Annotated in this window: 10 protein-coding genes; all 10 read right to left on the bottom strand. The window is 36.6% G+C overall.

The annotated features are described in order from the left end of the window. Positions 1-6 precede the first annotated feature (6 nt). Positions 7-834 (bottom strand): cytochrome C assembly family protein, encoded by an 828-nt coding sequence (locus ACVYAD_RS06685; protein WP_079563123.1) that lies wholly within the window; start codon positions 832-834, stop codon positions 7-9. Between the two features lie 196 nt (positions 835-1,030). Continuing rightward, positions 1,031-2,395: a glutamyl-tRNA reductase gene (gene hemA, locus ACVYAD_RS06680; protein ID WP_476425372.1), complete on the bottom strand. Its 1,365-nt coding sequence runs from the start codon at positions 2,393-2,395 to the stop codon at positions 1,031-1,033. 954 nt (positions 2,396-3,349) lie between these two features. Further along, positions 3,350-6,253, bottom strand: a complete 2,904-nt coding sequence (locus ACVYAD_RS06675) for a VWA domain-containing protein (RefSeq protein WP_349661986.1) — start codon at positions 6,251-6,253, stop codon at positions 3,350-3,352. A 19-nt stretch (positions 6,254-6,272) separates the two neighbouring features. Continuing rightward, on the bottom strand, positions 6,273-7,724 hold the full coding sequence (locus ACVYAD_RS06670) for an S-layer homology domain-containing protein (protein WP_476425370.1): 1,452 nt from the start codon (positions 7,722-7,724) through the stop codon (positions 6,273-6,275). Positions 7,725-8,124: 400 nt separating this feature from the next. Then, complete coding sequence (locus tag ACVYAD_RS06665; RefSeq protein WP_476425368.1) at positions 8,125-9,786, bottom strand: hypothetical protein; 1,662 nt, start codon at positions 9,784-9,786, stop codon at positions 8,125-8,127. Positions 9,787-10,103: 317 nt separating this feature from the next. Next, positions 10,104-10,277 (bottom strand): YjfB family protein, encoded by a 174-nt coding sequence (locus ACVYAD_RS06660; RefSeq protein WP_079563116.1) that lies wholly within the window; start codon positions 10,275-10,277, stop codon positions 10,104-10,106. Between the two features lie 118 nt (positions 10,278-10,395). Continuing rightward, positions 10,396-10,977: a ribosome biogenesis GTP-binding protein YihA/YsxC gene (gene yihA, locus ACVYAD_RS06655; RefSeq protein WP_079563115.1), complete on the bottom strand. Its 582-nt coding sequence runs from the start codon at positions 10,975-10,977 to the stop codon at positions 10,396-10,398. A 4-nt stretch (positions 10,978-10,981) separates the two neighbouring features. Further along, entirely contained in the window at positions 10,982-13,306 is a 2,325-nt protein-coding gene (lon, locus tag ACVYAD_RS06650; RefSeq protein ID WP_349661990.1) for an endopeptidase La, read from the bottom strand. Between the two features lie 229 nt (positions 13,307-13,535). Beyond that, positions 13,536-14,807, bottom strand: a complete 1,272-nt coding sequence (clpX, locus tag ACVYAD_RS06645; RefSeq protein WP_349661991.1) for an ATP-dependent protease ATP-binding subunit ClpX — start codon at positions 14,805-14,807, stop codon at positions 13,536-13,538. Between the two features lie 755 nt (positions 14,808-15,562). Continuing rightward, entirely contained in the window at positions 15,563-16,852 is a 1,290-nt protein-coding gene (gene tig, locus ACVYAD_RS06640) for a trigger factor (RefSeq protein ID WP_476425365.1), read from the bottom strand. Positions 16,853-16,875 lie beyond the last annotated feature (23 nt).

The raw sequence follows: 16,875 nt of genomic DNA, 5'->3' as shown, positions 1-16,875 counted from the left end.
TCTCTTCTAATACCATAAATGGAATCGTGATAAACTGCTTCCTAAAAAGAAGTTAACAACAACTAATAGATAAGCGTATATATGTACCCACGCATATGTTGTCCCTGTCAGCTTACTTTTACGATTCGCATACAATATAAAGCAATACAAAATTAAAATAATAAAGGACCCAATAATCTTCGCATCAAAAATCGAAAGACTCTCTAGCGTTAGTAGTGCCCATTCAAACCCTAAAACTAAACTTACAGACAACACTGGAATACCAATGTAAAATGAAACATTCATCCAGTTGCTCGTCTGCTGTAGTGATGGCAACCTTGTCCAGACATGTGACCATTTTTTCTTTTTCAGCAAACGATATAATACTAAGTACAATATCGCAAAAACAAATGTTAAAGAAAACGCTGCGTACGATAAAATGGCAAATGATATATGAATAAAAAGCAATTCCGAAATTAAAGTATCGCTTACTATTCCTGTCGGCCGTTTCGGCATAAAAGTAAAGATACTAGCGAATAAAAATCCTAGTATATTAATAATAAATACCGGTAAATCAACTCGTGCAATACAGTGCAATATAATAGATAGTGTCACGAGCAGCCAAGAATAAAAGAGAATCCCTTCTGACAAGGATAAAATCGGAAAACGCTTCGTTTCCACAAAAGTTAATAAAATAATGGCACTTTGAATTACCCATACGAATGAAACAAGCCAAAAAGCAACTCGCCTTGCTCGTATTTGCTTATAAAAGTAATCAGTAAAGTAAAATACTAGACTGATCGCATACAAGACGATCATTACTTCATAGAGCCTTGTCATCGTCAAATCAGCCAATAGACATCCCTTCTTTATATTGAAAGTACTAAAGTAGTGTACTTTAGCCTAGAACTAGAAAAAAAACGTTTTCGTATCCTTAGTTTACCATACAGATACGAAAACGCCTCATTTAATATCAGTAGAAAATCTCGCTCGCGGGAAAAAGCTCGAAGGACAACATTTCTAAAGTTGCACCGCGAACACATAGACATCTTTAGAAAGAATACTTTGGTTCAGTGGAAGATTGTGACGACTGTAAACGTTCTTTGCGTTCAAGCTCTTGTTCTGTCATCGCAGTAACTTCAGCTTCCACAGCATCCTCAATACCGAAAATTTGTTGGAATAAACGTAACTGTTCATTTGCTTTTGGTGAATTTGCCATTTCTTTAGCTTGTAAAATTGGTTCTTTTAACAATTGATTAATAATAGACTTTGTATGCTTACTTAAAATTTTACGTTCTCGATCCGTTAAATCTGGCATTTTATTCTCGATACTAATCATTGTCTCTTCTTGAATATGATTCGCTTTTTTACGTAAAGCCGAGATGACAGGGACAACGCCAAGAGTCGCAACCCAATCTTTAAATTGCACAATCTCTTTGCCAATCATCAAAGAAATATCAGCAGCAGCACGTTCACGTTCTGCTAAATTTGCTTCGACGATGCCTTGTAAATCATCTATATCATATAAGAAAACATTCGGTAAATCTCCAACACGTGGATCAATATCACGAGGAACCGCAATATCTACCATAAATAATGGTTTACCTTTACGCAAACGTTCAACAAATTGCATCAATTCATAGTCAATCACATAATCTGTTGCACCCGTAGACGTAATTAAAATATCTGCTTCCAGTAACGAACATTGTAGTTCCTTCATGGATTTTGCTTCACCGTCAAATTTAGCTGCTAGGCTTTCTGCTTTTTCGAACGTACGGTTAATTACGGTTACTTTTCCTACACCGCTACCGTAAAGATTCTCAATAGCAAGTTCCCCCATTTTTCCTGCACCTAAAATGGCTACATGCTTACGTTGTAAAGATCCGAATATTTTCTTTGCTAATTCAACTGCTGCATAAGAGACAGATACCGCGTTCTCACCGATAGCCGTTTCATTATGTGCTCGCTTCGCAAATGTCACTGCTTGTTTAAATAGCTGATTGTATACCGTTCCTGTCGTTCCAATCTCTTGTCCATTTAAGAAGCTTTTTCTAACTTGTCCTAAAATTTGAGTCTCGCCAAGTACCATCGAATCAATACCAGCTGTCACTTTGAATAAATGCTCGATTGCCTCATCTTCTTCACGAATTGTTAAATACGAAGAAAATGTCTCCACAGGCAGGTCGAACCAATTTGCTAAAAATTGTTTAACAAAATGTCGTCCAGTATGCACTTGGTCAACTACTGCATATATTTCTGTACGGTTACATGTCGAAACAATAACGTTTTCTAATATACTTTTTTCCTTTTGCAGCGCTTCCATTGCCTGTGGTAGTTCACTCTCTATGAATGATAACTTTTCACGAATCTCAACTGGCGCCGTTTTATAATTCAAGCCTACTACGATGGTATGCATGAATAACACCTCTCACGTTCTAATTAACAAATCTCATTATAGCACAGTTCGACAAGAGTTCATCAATAATTTGTGAACATGTCATGAAGAACTGAAATTCGTCATCTACATTAGAATTATTATAAACTAAGTGTAACAAATTATACGAGCTGTTTCAAATTTAATGTTTACCAGGAGTTTTTAAAAAGAATTCGAACGACCATTTTCATCCACTACTATATACTATGAAACAATGATTTCCGCTACAGGCTACACGCTTCCTACGGGCGAGCGCCGAGCCGCTTCCTACGCTCCGTGCAGGGTCTCGTCTGTCTCGCTTTCCCGCGGGAGTCGAGTAGCCTTCCGCTACAATCATAAAAATGGGCATAACATAAACAAAATAGCTATTTGATAAAGGTCACTTCAAATTGTGTCATTGACTACATACTTCGAATCGGTAAATCGTCCAAAATGAAACGAAGAAAAGATAAACGGTTCTGTTTATTTGTCTTCACCACAAAAGTATCTTTACGGTTAATATTTCCAAGTTTAATATATTTATCAAATAAACGGTTCATTTAGAAGGTTAGTATAAAAATTTTTTTGAAATATATAATGAAGATACGTTGATTGGATTGGAGTGGAGGCTGGGCGACTCCTTGGAGATTAGCGTTAGAGGAACGAATGCTAAAACCATCACGTCCTGTGATAACGCCTTTGTGACCAGCATCGTGCTGGCCCGAGACCCTGCAGCGCAGCGGGTGTTTTCTGTGCGAAAGCGTAGTGGTAATGTAGCGGCAGCAAATGTTTTAACTGTGCGAAAGCGAAGCGACAGCAACACCAAAAGCGGCTCATCGGACGCGCCCAGCCGGAACGGAAATCAACAACACGTTATGCGAATACTATATAAATATTTCACAAAAAAGCTGAACTAATTTTGTCTATTAGTTCAGCTTAATTTTGAGTATTAATCTTTTAATTTGTAATTGTCGTAGTTTTTGTAGCTATGATTTTACCGTCTTTATCATATGCTATAAATTCTATCTCATTATTAACTTTGAAGTCCTGCATTGTTTGCACTGTTTTTGTTAGCATGTAGACATTATCACTACGCTTTTTCAATTCAAACTGCGCATCTCCACTTAAAGAAGGGAATCGTACATTAACCTTTGCAACATTTGAGCAATTACCATCGATTCTTGCATTCATTGTAATATTGCCTTTGCGTAGAGTTACTGTCGCTTCTTCAAATAGATCTTCTGGATTCACGCAACTTGAAGGCGAAGTTTTACATAAAATTGCATCAATAATTTTTTGGAAAACTTGATGTAATTGTAAGTTATCGATTGCGTGGTAATAAATACCACCCGTTTCAGCAGCCAATTGCGTTAAAATTGCATCATTGACTTGTGATTTTTTACCCATACTTACAGTGTAAACCTTAACCCCTTTATTTTTTGCCTCGTTCAACACTTTTGTCATTTTAGATTTACTTGTTTTACCATCTGACACGACAATAATAGCTTTTGACGTTTTTGAGTCATTTGAGAATTTAGACAGTGCCATTTCAATACCTGCAAAAATATCTGTGGCACCTTTCTCTTTCGATGCTTTATACAGATCTTTTTTCAATACATTGTCTGTCGTTCCCTCTCCAAGAACAGTAGCTTTTGTATTCGTTTCAATCACAATATTATTTTTTGCCTTAATTTGATTGATGACTTCCATCATTTTCTTACCACGGTAATTGGTTTGATCAGAAGCTTTCATCGAAGCAGAGTAATCAACTACGTAAGCGACTTCTGTTGCTAAAGAACAAGAATTTTTACTAAAGTAAGGATTTGTAAAAATTTCCTTCGTAAATGTTTTATCCTTTAGATCCTTCAATATTGTTGCATAACGAGGATCTATTTTATTTACCAATGTTGCTTCAGCTTTTGATTTCCCATAAATAACGGAGTCAAAGTACGCAACGGCTGTCCCTGGGCTTCCTGTATTATTTAAGTAATCCGAAGTATTTGTAACAAATGAAGCTGTTTTCTCAACTCCATCAAATTTAATTTTTACTGTTCCTTGATAGTCAGTAATAATTTCTCCACCTGGTCTTACTAAAGTAACCATTACTTTCGTGTAACGATCTTTACCAGATGGTCTTGATGCCGCTTCTTCGCTTTCCTTTAATGCTTCCACTCGTTTTTTATAGGCTTCTACTTGACCTAGTAATTTACCACCTTGGTATTTTAATAATACTGTTCGATCATAGTTACTCAAGCTTGTAAAAATAGCATAAATTTTCATGACACTATCATAGTGCTCGAGTGTCAGTTTTTTTTCATCTGGCATATAGCCCATAAGTTGAATAATAGCACCGACTGGGTTAATATTCTCAACCTGTGAGGCAATCGCATCATCAATTCCTTGAATTCGATAAATTGGACGCCCATCATCTGAAATCATATACATAATTTCAATCGTATCATTAATTGAATCCTTCAAACGTTTTTCAATAATCTCTTCGAATAACCATACGGAAATATTATAGTTTTCAAATTGTAAAATGGCATTTTCATATCCTAATGCAGGGTATTTTTTATCATTTCCACCATATTGTAAATAAATATTTTCAACATTTCCTAGAGCATTCGTTACATTTGTTTGTTGTCCAATACTAAATAGCTTTTCTTCTCTATCAATCCAATGGACGTTCACAATATTTTCTTTAAAGAACTCTGGTAATTTTTCATACGGTACATATGGAGGTGTTACATTTCCATTTTCATCATCCGTATTTGCTGGATCATACACTTGATAATCAATGCGCATTTCCGGCTGAGGTGAGTAACGGACATGTGCATTCAGTTTTTCACCTACAAGACATTTCATACCAGGATCCGTGTTATTAATAAGCTCAAATGAAATTGTATCACGGACAGATTTTGTTAATTTTGGTGCTATAACAATTGCAGAGACAGTAGAACCATCTGATTGTACATTTCGAACAGCTTCACCTGATGTGTCAACGATTTTGGCACCATATGATGAAGTTACACGGAATGTATAAGATTTATCATCAGGTATTGGATCACCGTTACAAGCTTTTAAAGATACAGTAATGAGCGTTGAATCTTGGTCATTTGCGATTAAATCTGGTTTTTCAACATCAATACTTTGTAGAGCATTATTAACATATTCCGGTCCAGTAAAATCATTATTATTATCCTTTGGCTCTTCAAATTCCGTATTGCTAGAGCCCATGAAGCCCGGAGGTAATGTAATTTTGTCGTTATCACGTCCTGCAGCCGTCCGTTTTAATCCTAGTACAGCAAAGTTGCCGTTTTGTACACTTCGGTATAATAATTCAGCACTATCTCCTCGAGTTAGCTTTGTAGAAGGTTGGAAATCAGCAAACGTCTTTTTACCAGTATTTCCTGTTGAAATATCATTCGTGTATAAATATTGAACCGCCTGAGGCTCATCTAAATCTAAACCTCTAAATGCAGCATATATACGTGCAAATTGTCCACGTGTAACAGCTTTAGAACGATTGGCTGTTGTATAGGTACCATTAAACGGTAAATAAAAATCACTATAGAAGTTATAAGCTACACTGTCGTTATATGATAATGCATAGTTTCGATCTAACTTTGCAAACAAGACAACAAGCTCTTGCTCAGTTAGCTGTTCGTTAGGTGAAAAATTATTAGCGCTATCCAATTTGAATAAATCATTATCGACTGCCCATGAAATAGCTTTGTATTTACTATTAGTAGTTGGTACATCCCTAATTGTCGTAGCTGCCTGAGTCACAGCTGGAGTTGCTGTCATCAGGACTAGCACGATACATAGCAGGGATAGAAATGCTTTTTTAGCATACGTCATTTATTGCTCAGTCCTTTCTTTAATTAAAGAACAATATGTCATCTCGATAGTTTTGTTTTAAGTCACTTTCCAAATAATTTAAAAAACGTTCTAATACTACTGATGCTTCTGCACGCGTTAATGGTTGATTCGGATTAAATCGACCTGTAGGGTCACCAGTCATTAAGCCTAACTCATTGACAATGTAAATACCGTCTCTTGCGTAAACTGGAATTTGAGCATCATCCTTAAACTTTGTTAAATAGCCAGGATCTGGCGCCTTATTCTCAAGCCCTAAAGCACGAACATAAATCGTAGCGGCTTGTGCTCGAGTAATTGGATGATCAGGCTTGAAATACTCTGGTGATACACCTTTAATAATTCCTTTATTAACCGCAGACTCAATATAAGCATAATCTTTTACTGTACGTTTAATATCTTTAAAAATACTTGTAGTAGTTTTCGATTTTTTCGTTTTCGATTCTGCCATAACACGCAAGTCAACTGCCTTACCAATCGCAGTCGAGAAGTCAATACGCTTCATAGGGGTATTCGGTGAGAAGAAATTACTTGCATCAGTATAAATACCTAAAGAGTATAATTTTTCAATAGCTTGCTTCGCATAATGATTTGATAAATCACGGAACTTAGGAATAATTAAACGTTCAATTGTCGGCATGTATTCTGTATCTAAGTCAAGAGTACCTTTTTGTCCAGAGGCTAAATCATATGTATATTCAGAAATAACATCCTTTTCACTTACCACCGCATATCCACCATCAAAGCTTCCTAAGCTCCCAAGGTTTTCTTCATAGTTTAGTACACGTGATTTACTTGTAGATAATCGATTTTTCACATGGCTTGTCTTACCATCGCTATAATTATATACAGCTTCGGTAATTTGTGTTTCTGTTGCTCCCCAGAAGTTTTCATAGCCAGCATGACGACTATCAGTATCAATTGTCACAGTATTTTGGACTGCATTTTTTCCAGTCCCAGTTTGATAGGAATACGTTTTTCTCGAAATCACATTACCTGAGAAATAATCAGAGGCTACACGATTGTCCGTTACAGTCCCTTGTGAAAATTGGTAATCAACTAATGTATAGGTAATTTTCCCAGCAACAATTTTCTCTGTATACTTTTTCACAACACCATTCGATGTTTTTTGACCAATCGTAGCATAATCTACAACATCAGATTCATAGGCAATATTTCGTGTCAATGTAGCACCGTTACTTGCTGTTAGCTTTAAACTATATGTTTCAGTTAATCTTCCTTTAGATTCTTTTTGCGTAATTTTAATGTCTTTACTAGTGCCTTTAAATATAATAGGTGTTCCTGTAATGAAAACAGCTTCCTCATATGTATATTCATTTTTTACAGCACCCGTTGTTTCTAATGAAGACGCTGATGCATTTTCTGGGATAGTAGCCCCAACAATCAATACAGCAAGAACTACTAACATTATTTTATATAAATGTTTTCGCATTCTTTTTCTGTTCCTCTCTTTCATTCCATGCATATCCGCATCTGGAGCTGTCAATTATTTAAGATTACAAAATAATCAGGTGTGTTGATGTAAGCAAAATGATAGGAAAACACTCGTAACAAATAATGCTAATTCCCCCCATTCAACGGATCATCACCAAAACGTGTGGTTGAATTCCGTTCCGGCTGGGCGCTTTGTTACTAACGCTTTGGTGATGGACCTAATCAACACACCTAAAAAATTCAAGGTTAAGACTGAATACCTTCGCGGTAAATATACTTGCAGAAAACTCACAGATTTTAATCATTTTGCCTCGGCATAATTTCGTTTTCACAGGATGTGAAGTTCTTAGCCTGAGTTCCTCTATTTCAGCGGGTGTTTGAACACTCGCTGAAAGAAGTTAATCAACTAATATTAAATGAGCTTTGATAAAACGGTCTGATAATACTACTAAACGATCAGAAGGTTTTAAATCAGATGCTTGAATAACTTTACCGGCTTTAATAATTGTTGCTTGGTCAATATTCATATCAATCATTTCTCCAGCTTCATACCATCGACCATTTTGCCATTGACTAACGCTCTTCACATTGATTACAGCTGGGAATTTCGATTTAACTGACTGTAGTTTACCTGTTAACATTAATGGTGCAACAGGTTTCGCTTTATTCAAAATATGAAGTGCCTGTACATGTCCATCCTTCACATAGAAGTATCCATATTGACCTTCATATAAATGAAGTTCAATATCAGGAACAACACTGTATGTTTTGTTCCCATCATCTACTATTGCTTTTGTTGAATTACTAACAGATAGTACAGTACGATCTGTTTTCTTGAAGACATTTGACTCGATCTTCATTGCATCATCAATTTCGATTAAATAGCCATCTGCTTGTGATAAACGTCCATAATATAACTCATGACCTGCTAAGTTTGGTGACATAAAACTATCACTTGTTACTTGCACAACTTGAGCATAATGATCACGTGCAGCACCATCCGAAATAACAAAGGCTGTACCATAAGCTAATAGACCAGTAGGTTCGATTAAACGACCATTTCGAATTAATATCGTTCCATCGTGGAAGTATATTGTACCTGCAGATTTAAGTTTAAATAATTGATATTTAGTATCTACAGAAAGCATAGGCTCGTAGTAAGTTCGCTCGTTGTTTTTCAATACAACAATCTTTTCAATCACTTCTTTGCCAAATTGTTTAACTGTTGCATAATATGCTTCACTGCCAATGTAATTTTTCAACTGATCTTTATTAATTTTTGTGTTTCCAACATATACTGGAACTTTCGATGAAAAATTCATCGTTGATAAAGCCTTTGTTGTATCAGAACCAAACTGCCAATTTATAAAAGCATGTTGGTTTTTTACAGTTAATTTATTTGCATTGGCATTAACCGTTTGTATCTCACCTTTATATAGGTTTTCAACTAATGTACCTGTGTCACTAATTTCGATTTTTGTGACAATGGATGCATTTTGATTTTTAAGACTTAGCTTAACGCGATCCCCTACATATAATGCGCTAATATCGGCTGCAGAGGAGTTTTTTTGGTAGTTTGTATCTTTATTTATATAATAGGTTGTTTCTTTTCCAAAATCCGACTTCAGCATAATGAATAGTCCATTTGGATCGATACTTGTCACTACCCCGGCAAGTGTTTTCGTATTGTGTGCAACTGTTGGAGATTCTGTTTCCTTTGTAGAATCAGAAGTACCTCGAAGCTCAACAACACTTCTAAGGGAAATGTCCGCTTCTACTTTCATCCCCATCTTAAAGCCTTCAATTGTTGTCTCTGTCTTATTAATATACAGGCGGGCATTATTATTTATATTGTATGTAACTTGACGACCGCTATCATTTTGCAAAGTAATTTTACTAAGCTTTTTTTCTATTACTCCATTTGAATTTTCATATTCTGAAAATGTTACATCCACAAAAGTTCCAGTCACCATTTGGGTAGCGTGTGCTGTTTGATTTGATGAAAACCCGAGAACCGCTAGTAACAAAATCATTAGTATGTATGGAATTTTCTTCAACAAATCCCACCTCCTAAAAAAATGTTATTAATTATTAATAAATAGTATATCGTACTATTGGTAGTTTTTACTATCTAAAAAGATACATTTTAGTACTTTTAATTTACTTTATCAATTATGCCTCGGCATAATTGCGTCCGGAATCGGCCGGAGGCTTTAGGCAACACGATGTTGGTCACTCAGTCGTTGCCACAGGACGTGGCGTTCTTAGACTGAGTTCTTCTATTTCAGCAGGTGCCCATCCATCCGCTGAAAGAAGTTAAATCTACCGTTAGACACAAAGATAGAGGTAGCTTCCAATTTCAAGCTACCTTCCTTCATCAAACTTGAACGTCAATTGTATGTCCAGCTGTTGGATGTGGAGCATCTAACATTTCAACTAATTGTTCTGAATTTTGCTGTTGCATCTCCATAGCCTGTTTCGTTACAGCTAGAGATACATTTTGCATTAATGTTGCTTGATTCATTGCCATTGATAAAGCTGCGATATCCATTAAGTCCACCTCCTATTTAATTTATCGGTCAGTTATTTCATTCATCAAGCAATTCCATCCATTTTAATAAAAAAAACATCTACTGTCCTAAATAATAGACGCAATAGATGTTTTCTTATTACATTTTATTTTCAATAGTACGCCAAGCTTCTTCAAAACCAAGTCCTGTTTCTGAAGAAAAGACAATAATAGGATCGTTTTTATCCATGTCTAGCGTTTCTTTCACAATTTTTTTGTGCTTATCCCATTTACCTTTTGGAATTTTATCTGCTTTTGTTGCAATGACAATACAAGGAATATTGTAATGCTTCAAAAAATCATACATCATGCGATCATCAGCTGTAGGTGGATGACGTAAGTCAATAATTTGAACGACTGCCTTTAATTCCTGACGCCCAGTTAAGTAACGCTCAATCATTTTTCCCCATGCTTCACGCTCAGTCTTTGAAACCTTTGCATAACCATAACCCGGAACATCTACGAAAAACAATTGCTCTTCAATTTTGTAAAAATTAAGCGTTTGTGTTTTTCCGGGCTTAGAAGAAATACGTGCTAAAGCTTTACGACCGATCATTCGGTTAATAAATGAGGATTTCCCCACATTTGAACGACCGGCTAGTGCAAATTCTGGCAGTCCATCTTCTGGATATTGGTCTGGTCTTACAGCACTTATGACCATTTCGACGTTATGGACTTTCATTTTCTTAAATACCTCCGTCCAGTGCAATGGCTAATACTTCATCAGCCGATGACACTAGTTTAAATGTTAGTTGTTCGCGTACACTTTCAGGAATATCCTCAATATCGCGCTCATTATCTTTCGGACAAATAATTGTCGTTAAGCCTGCTCGATGCGCACTGAGAGTCTTTTCCTTTAAGCCCCCAATTGGGAGTACACGCCCACGTAAAGTAATTTCACCTGTCATGCCGACCTCACGGCGTATCGGACGGTGTAAAATTGCGGATACAATTGCAGTTGCCATTGTAATACCTGCGGAAGGTCCATCTTTCGGAACAGCTCCTTCAGGAACGTGAATATGAATATCATGTGTTTCAAAATATTCTGCATCCACTTTTAGCTCATCCATTTTTGAGCGGACATACGATAAGGCGGTTTGAGCAGATTCCTTCATGACATCGCCCAGCTTCCCAGTTAGCTGCAATTTTCCTTTACCAGGTGTTAATGATACCTCAATTTGTAATGTATCACCACCCACAGTTGTATAAGCAAGTCCAGTAGCTACACCGATTTGATTTTCCTCCTCGGCTTGTCCATATCGGAAACGATGTTTACCGAGTAATTCCTCTAACGATTTCGAGCTTACTGTTACTCGTTTTTTCTCACCAGAAACAATGATCTTAGCGATTTTACGACATAGGGTTGCGATTTGACGCTCTAATCCGCGAACGCCCGCTTCACGAGTATAGTAACGGATGATATCCACTACTGCTTCGTCTTTCATAATAACTTGTGTTTTTTTCAAGCCATGCTCTTTTAACTGTTTTGGTATTAAATGATTTTTCGTAATTTGCTCTTTTTCAATTTCTGTATAACCAGCAATTGAAATCACTTCCATACGATCTAGTAATGGTCCAGGAATTGTACTTAAATCATTAGCAGTTGCTATAAATAATACATTTGATAAATCATAAGGTTCTTCAATGTAATGATCACTAAATGTATTATTTTGAGCCGGATCTAAAACTTCAAGCATTGCTGCTGCTGGATCTCCCCTGAAGTCATTAGACATTTTATCTATTTCATCTAAAAGGAACACAGGATTAATTGTCCCTGCCTTTTTCATCCCTTGGATAATACGCCCTGGCATTGCCCCAACATACGTACGGCGATGACCACGAATTTCCGATTCGTCTCGTACCCCACCTAATGAAATACGTATAAATTTGCGATCCAAGCTTTCTGCAATCGATCTTGCTAATGACGTCTTACCTACACCCGGAGGGCCAGCCAAACACAAAATAGGTCCACGTAATGATGCTTTCAATTGACGAACAGCTAAATATTCTAATATACGTTCTTTTACTTTTTCTAAACCATCATGATCACGATTTAAAATATTCTCTGCATGTGCGATATTCATGCGATCTTCTGTCGCATTTGTCCATGGTAGTGCTACAATCCAATCAATATAGTTTCGAATTACGCCACTCTCTGCACTAGCTGCCGGTATCTTCTCATAGCGATCCAACTCTTTAAGTACTACTTCTTTCGTTGATTCAGGCATTCCTGTTGCGTCAATACGTTTACGCAATTCAGCGACTTCGCCAGTTTTCCCTTCACGGTCCCCTAGCTCAGTTTGAATAGCTTTCATTTGTTCACGTAAATAATATTCTTTTTGAGTACGCTCCATCGATTGCTTAACTTTTGTATTAATTTTCTTCTCTAGATCAAGTACTTCTTGTTCATCATGTAAACGAATAATTAAATGGTCTAAACGCTTTTTTACACTGAGCATTTCTAATACTTCTTGTTTATCTGCAATCTTGAATGGCAAGTGTGAAGCAATGATGTCCGCTAAACGACCTGGCTCTTCAATGTCTGCCACAGTACTGATGGTTTCGGAAGTAATCTTATTAGAGGCTTTCGCGTATCTTTCAAAATACGTTAACAGCGTCCGCATTAAAGCCTGTGTTTCAATATCCTTATCGATTGTTTCTTCCTTATCATCGATGTCAACAACCGTATATTTTTCTAACGCCCGATAGTTAGACCATGTTGCACGCGCTACACCTTCCACTAAAACACGCAGAGTTCCATTTGGTAATTTAAGCATCTGTTTAACATATGCCATCGTACCAACTGAGTAGAGATCTTGCTCATCAGGCTGTTCATCATGCATTTCTTTTTGTGTTACTAATAATATCAGTTGGTCCTCTAACATCGCTTGTTCTAGCGCCGCTACAGAACGATTTCTACCCACATCAATATGTAACACCATCGACGGGTATACTAAAAGTCCACGTAAAGGCAATAATGGTACATTTGTTGTTTTTTGTATTGTCACCATGCGGGTATTCACCTCCGTCAAAATTTTCTTATTCACTCCCACGCTACTAGTATGTGTCTAAAAAGCTGATTCACACTAGTTAATCAATTGAGCCAAAAATTTCATTTAATTACAGTTGGCTTTATGTATGAATGAATAAAAAGCTGACTGTCGAATGTGCGAATATTGCACAATCGAAGTCAGCTAAATTACTCTTTATCTCATAACAATAGACAGCCACGTCTGTTCGTTATGCTGAAGTTTTTGTGTCGCTACCTTCATCGAGTTCAGTGCCATCTTCAAGAAGCAATTTCGGTTTTTCTTTATCCGTAATTGTTTTTGCCGTAATGATACATTTTTTCACGTCTTCACGTGAAGGTAATTCGTACATTACATCAAGCATTGTTGACTCAATAATTGAACGAAGACCGCGTGCACCTGTTTTTCGCTCAATTGCTTCTTTTGCAATTTCAGAAAGGGCACCTTCATCAAACTCAAGCTCAACACCATCTAATTCAAGCATTTTTTGATATTGCTTAGCTAGTGCATTTTTAGGCTCTGTTAAAATTTGTACAAGCGCAGCCTCGTTTAATTGCTCTAGGCTTGCAAGTACCGGTAATCGACCGATGAACTCTGGAATTAAGCCAAATTTCAATAAATCCTCTGGAATCAGCTTTGCCATAATTGAGCCTTCTTCCACATCAATTTTGTTAGGATCTGAACCGAAGCCAATTACTTTTTCACCCTGACGACGTTTAATAATGGACTCTATTCCATCAAACGCTCCACCCACAATAAATAAGATGTTCGTAGTATCGATTTGTAAGAACTCCTGATGAGGATGCTTACGGCCACCTTGTGGTGGGACACTCGCAACTGTACCTTCTAAGATTTTAAGAAGTGCTTGTTGTACACCTTCACCCGATACATCACGTGTAATGGATGGATTTTCAGATTTACGTGCAACTTTATCGATTTCATCAATATAGATGATCCCTTTTTCAGCACGCTCAATATCGTAATCTGCTGATTGAATTAATTTTAATAAGATATTCTCAACGTCCTCACCAACATAGCCGGCTTCAGTTAGTGAAGTAGCGTCAGCAATAGCAAAAGGAACGTTTAATATACGCGCCAATGTTTGGGCTAATAAAGTTTTACCGCTACCAGTTGGGCCGATTAACACAATGTTCGATTTCGCTAATTCTACATCATCAATTTTACTATTTGTATTAATGCGTTTGTAGTGATTGTAAACCGCAACTGCTAAAGCTTTTTTAGCACGTTCTTGACCTATTACATACTCATCTAAAATCGTTAAGATTTCTTTCGGTTTTGGAATATCTTGGAATTCAATTTCTTCTTCAACGCCCAGTTCCTCTACAACGATTTCTGAACAAAGTTCGATACATTCATCACAAATATAAACACCAGGACCCGCAACTAGTTTACGTACCTGTTCTTGTGGTTTCCCACAGAATGAGCATTTTAAATTGCCTTTTTCATCATTAAATTTGAACAATATGTTTCACCCCTATTCAAGCAACAATCTTACAAGATTATTGAATCATTATCAAATAAATTGTCTGCATCCATTTACACCACGGCGTTTATGGTTCAAGATTTTTGACACTCATTGTACAAAAAACATGAATATTGCCACAAAGTTTCCATTTCATTAACTTAATAAATTCCAGCTCACCATCATAGCGAGTAGTTTAACAAATGTTATCCACTACTTAGGATGAGTCTAAATTCTACTAATCATACCTTTTATTACCACATAAGTGTAAGTAACTGATTCTTCAGATAGCTCTAGTGACCAGAGACCTTACGTTTAGCCAAACTACCTGACCTTCTTCAGTTGGTATTGACTCGTGACTTCACGTTTATACTTAGTAGTACAAGTTACAATTTTTTTAAAATCTATTACATTCGCCAGAGGCTTAACTTCATTCAGAAGAGGATGTATTTCGTTGTTCCTCATTTGGAAGAATTGAGACATCAATCAATTAAACCCTATCTCTGCTGAATAAAGTCAAATTTTAGCATCGTGTGATAAGTCAAACAACACTATGTATTAGAGAAATGTAAAGGCTTTGCCTATCCCTCTTCAAAAAAGCACTCCTTTTGGAGGATGCTTTTGCAGTGAAAGTAGTCGTAAAACTAAACCTAACGTGGAATCTAGCTACACCTAAACACACAATATGTGATAAAACAAGGCACGGTTTAATGCCGTACCTTGTTTTCATTTTTCTATCCAGTTACAAAAAAATCCTATTCAGTAATTTTAGCGTTTTCTACTAAAAATTCAACTGTTTTTTGAATTTTAATGTCGTTTTCAAGAACTGCTGTGCCACCTAAAGCACCAGTAATTTGCTCTTTTGTCATGTTAAATTGAGCAGTCATTTTTTCTAATTCAGCTTCGATATCAGCTTCAGTAGCTTCAACTTTTTCAGCTTCTGCAATTGCTTCAAGAGTTAAAGATACACGTACACGGCTTTCTGCTTCTTCTTTCATTTGTCCGCGTAAATCTTCTTCTGATTGACCTGAGAATTGATAGTAAAGGTCTAAGTTCATACCTTGCATTTGTAAACGTTGACCAAATTCTTGTAACATACGATCAGTTTCAGAGTTAATCATACCAGCAGGTACTTCAAAATCAGCATTTCCAGCTGCTTTTTCAACTAATTCGTCACGAAGTGCTGCATTTGATTCAGCTAGTTTTTGTTCAGCAGTTTGCTCTTTGATTTTAGCGCGTAAAGCTTCTACACCTTCAACTTCTGGGTCTAATTCTTTAGCGAATTCATCGTTTAGTTCTGGAAGAACTTTTGTTTTAACTTCTTTTACTGTTACTTTGAAAGTAGCTTCTTTACCAGCTAATTCAGCTGCATGGTATTCTTCTGGGAAAGTAACAACTACGTCTTTAGATTCGCCAGTTTTAATACCTACAAGTTGCTCTTCGAAGCCAGGGATGAATGAACCTGAACCGATTTCTAGTGGGTAGTCTTCACCTTTGCCACCTTCAAACGCATCTTCACCTACGAAACCTTCAAAGTCGATAACAGCTGTATCGCCTTCTACGATTGCTTCGTCTTCTTTAATTTCTAGCTCTGCTTTACGAGCTAATTGTTCTTGAATTTGTGCTTCTACTTCTTCATCAGTAACTTCTACTGGAAGTTTTGTAACTTCTAAACCTTTGTACTCACCAAGTTTTGGCTCTGGTTTCACTGTTACTTGAGCAGTAAATGTAAAATCTTTACCATGTGCGAAGTTTTCTGTACCAGAAATTTCTGGGTAATCTACTGGCATAATACCAGCTTCATCGATAGCTTTTGAATAAGATTCAGGAACGATGATTTCTAATGCATCTTGGTATAAAGATTCAATACCAAAGCGTTGTTCAAACATATTACGAGGCATTTTCCCTTTACGGAAACCTGGTACGTTAATTTGTTTTACAACTTTTTTGAACGCTTGGTCCATTGCTGCGTCTACTTCTGCAGCAGGTACTTCAATTGTAAGAGTACCGATATTACCTTCTTGTTTTTCCCATTTTGCTGACATGTATAAATACCTCCAAATAAATA

It is taken from the genome of Lysinibacillus sp. G1-3 (genome assembly GCF_056322905.1).
This window is presented reverse-complemented; position numbering and strand designations above follow the sequence as displayed.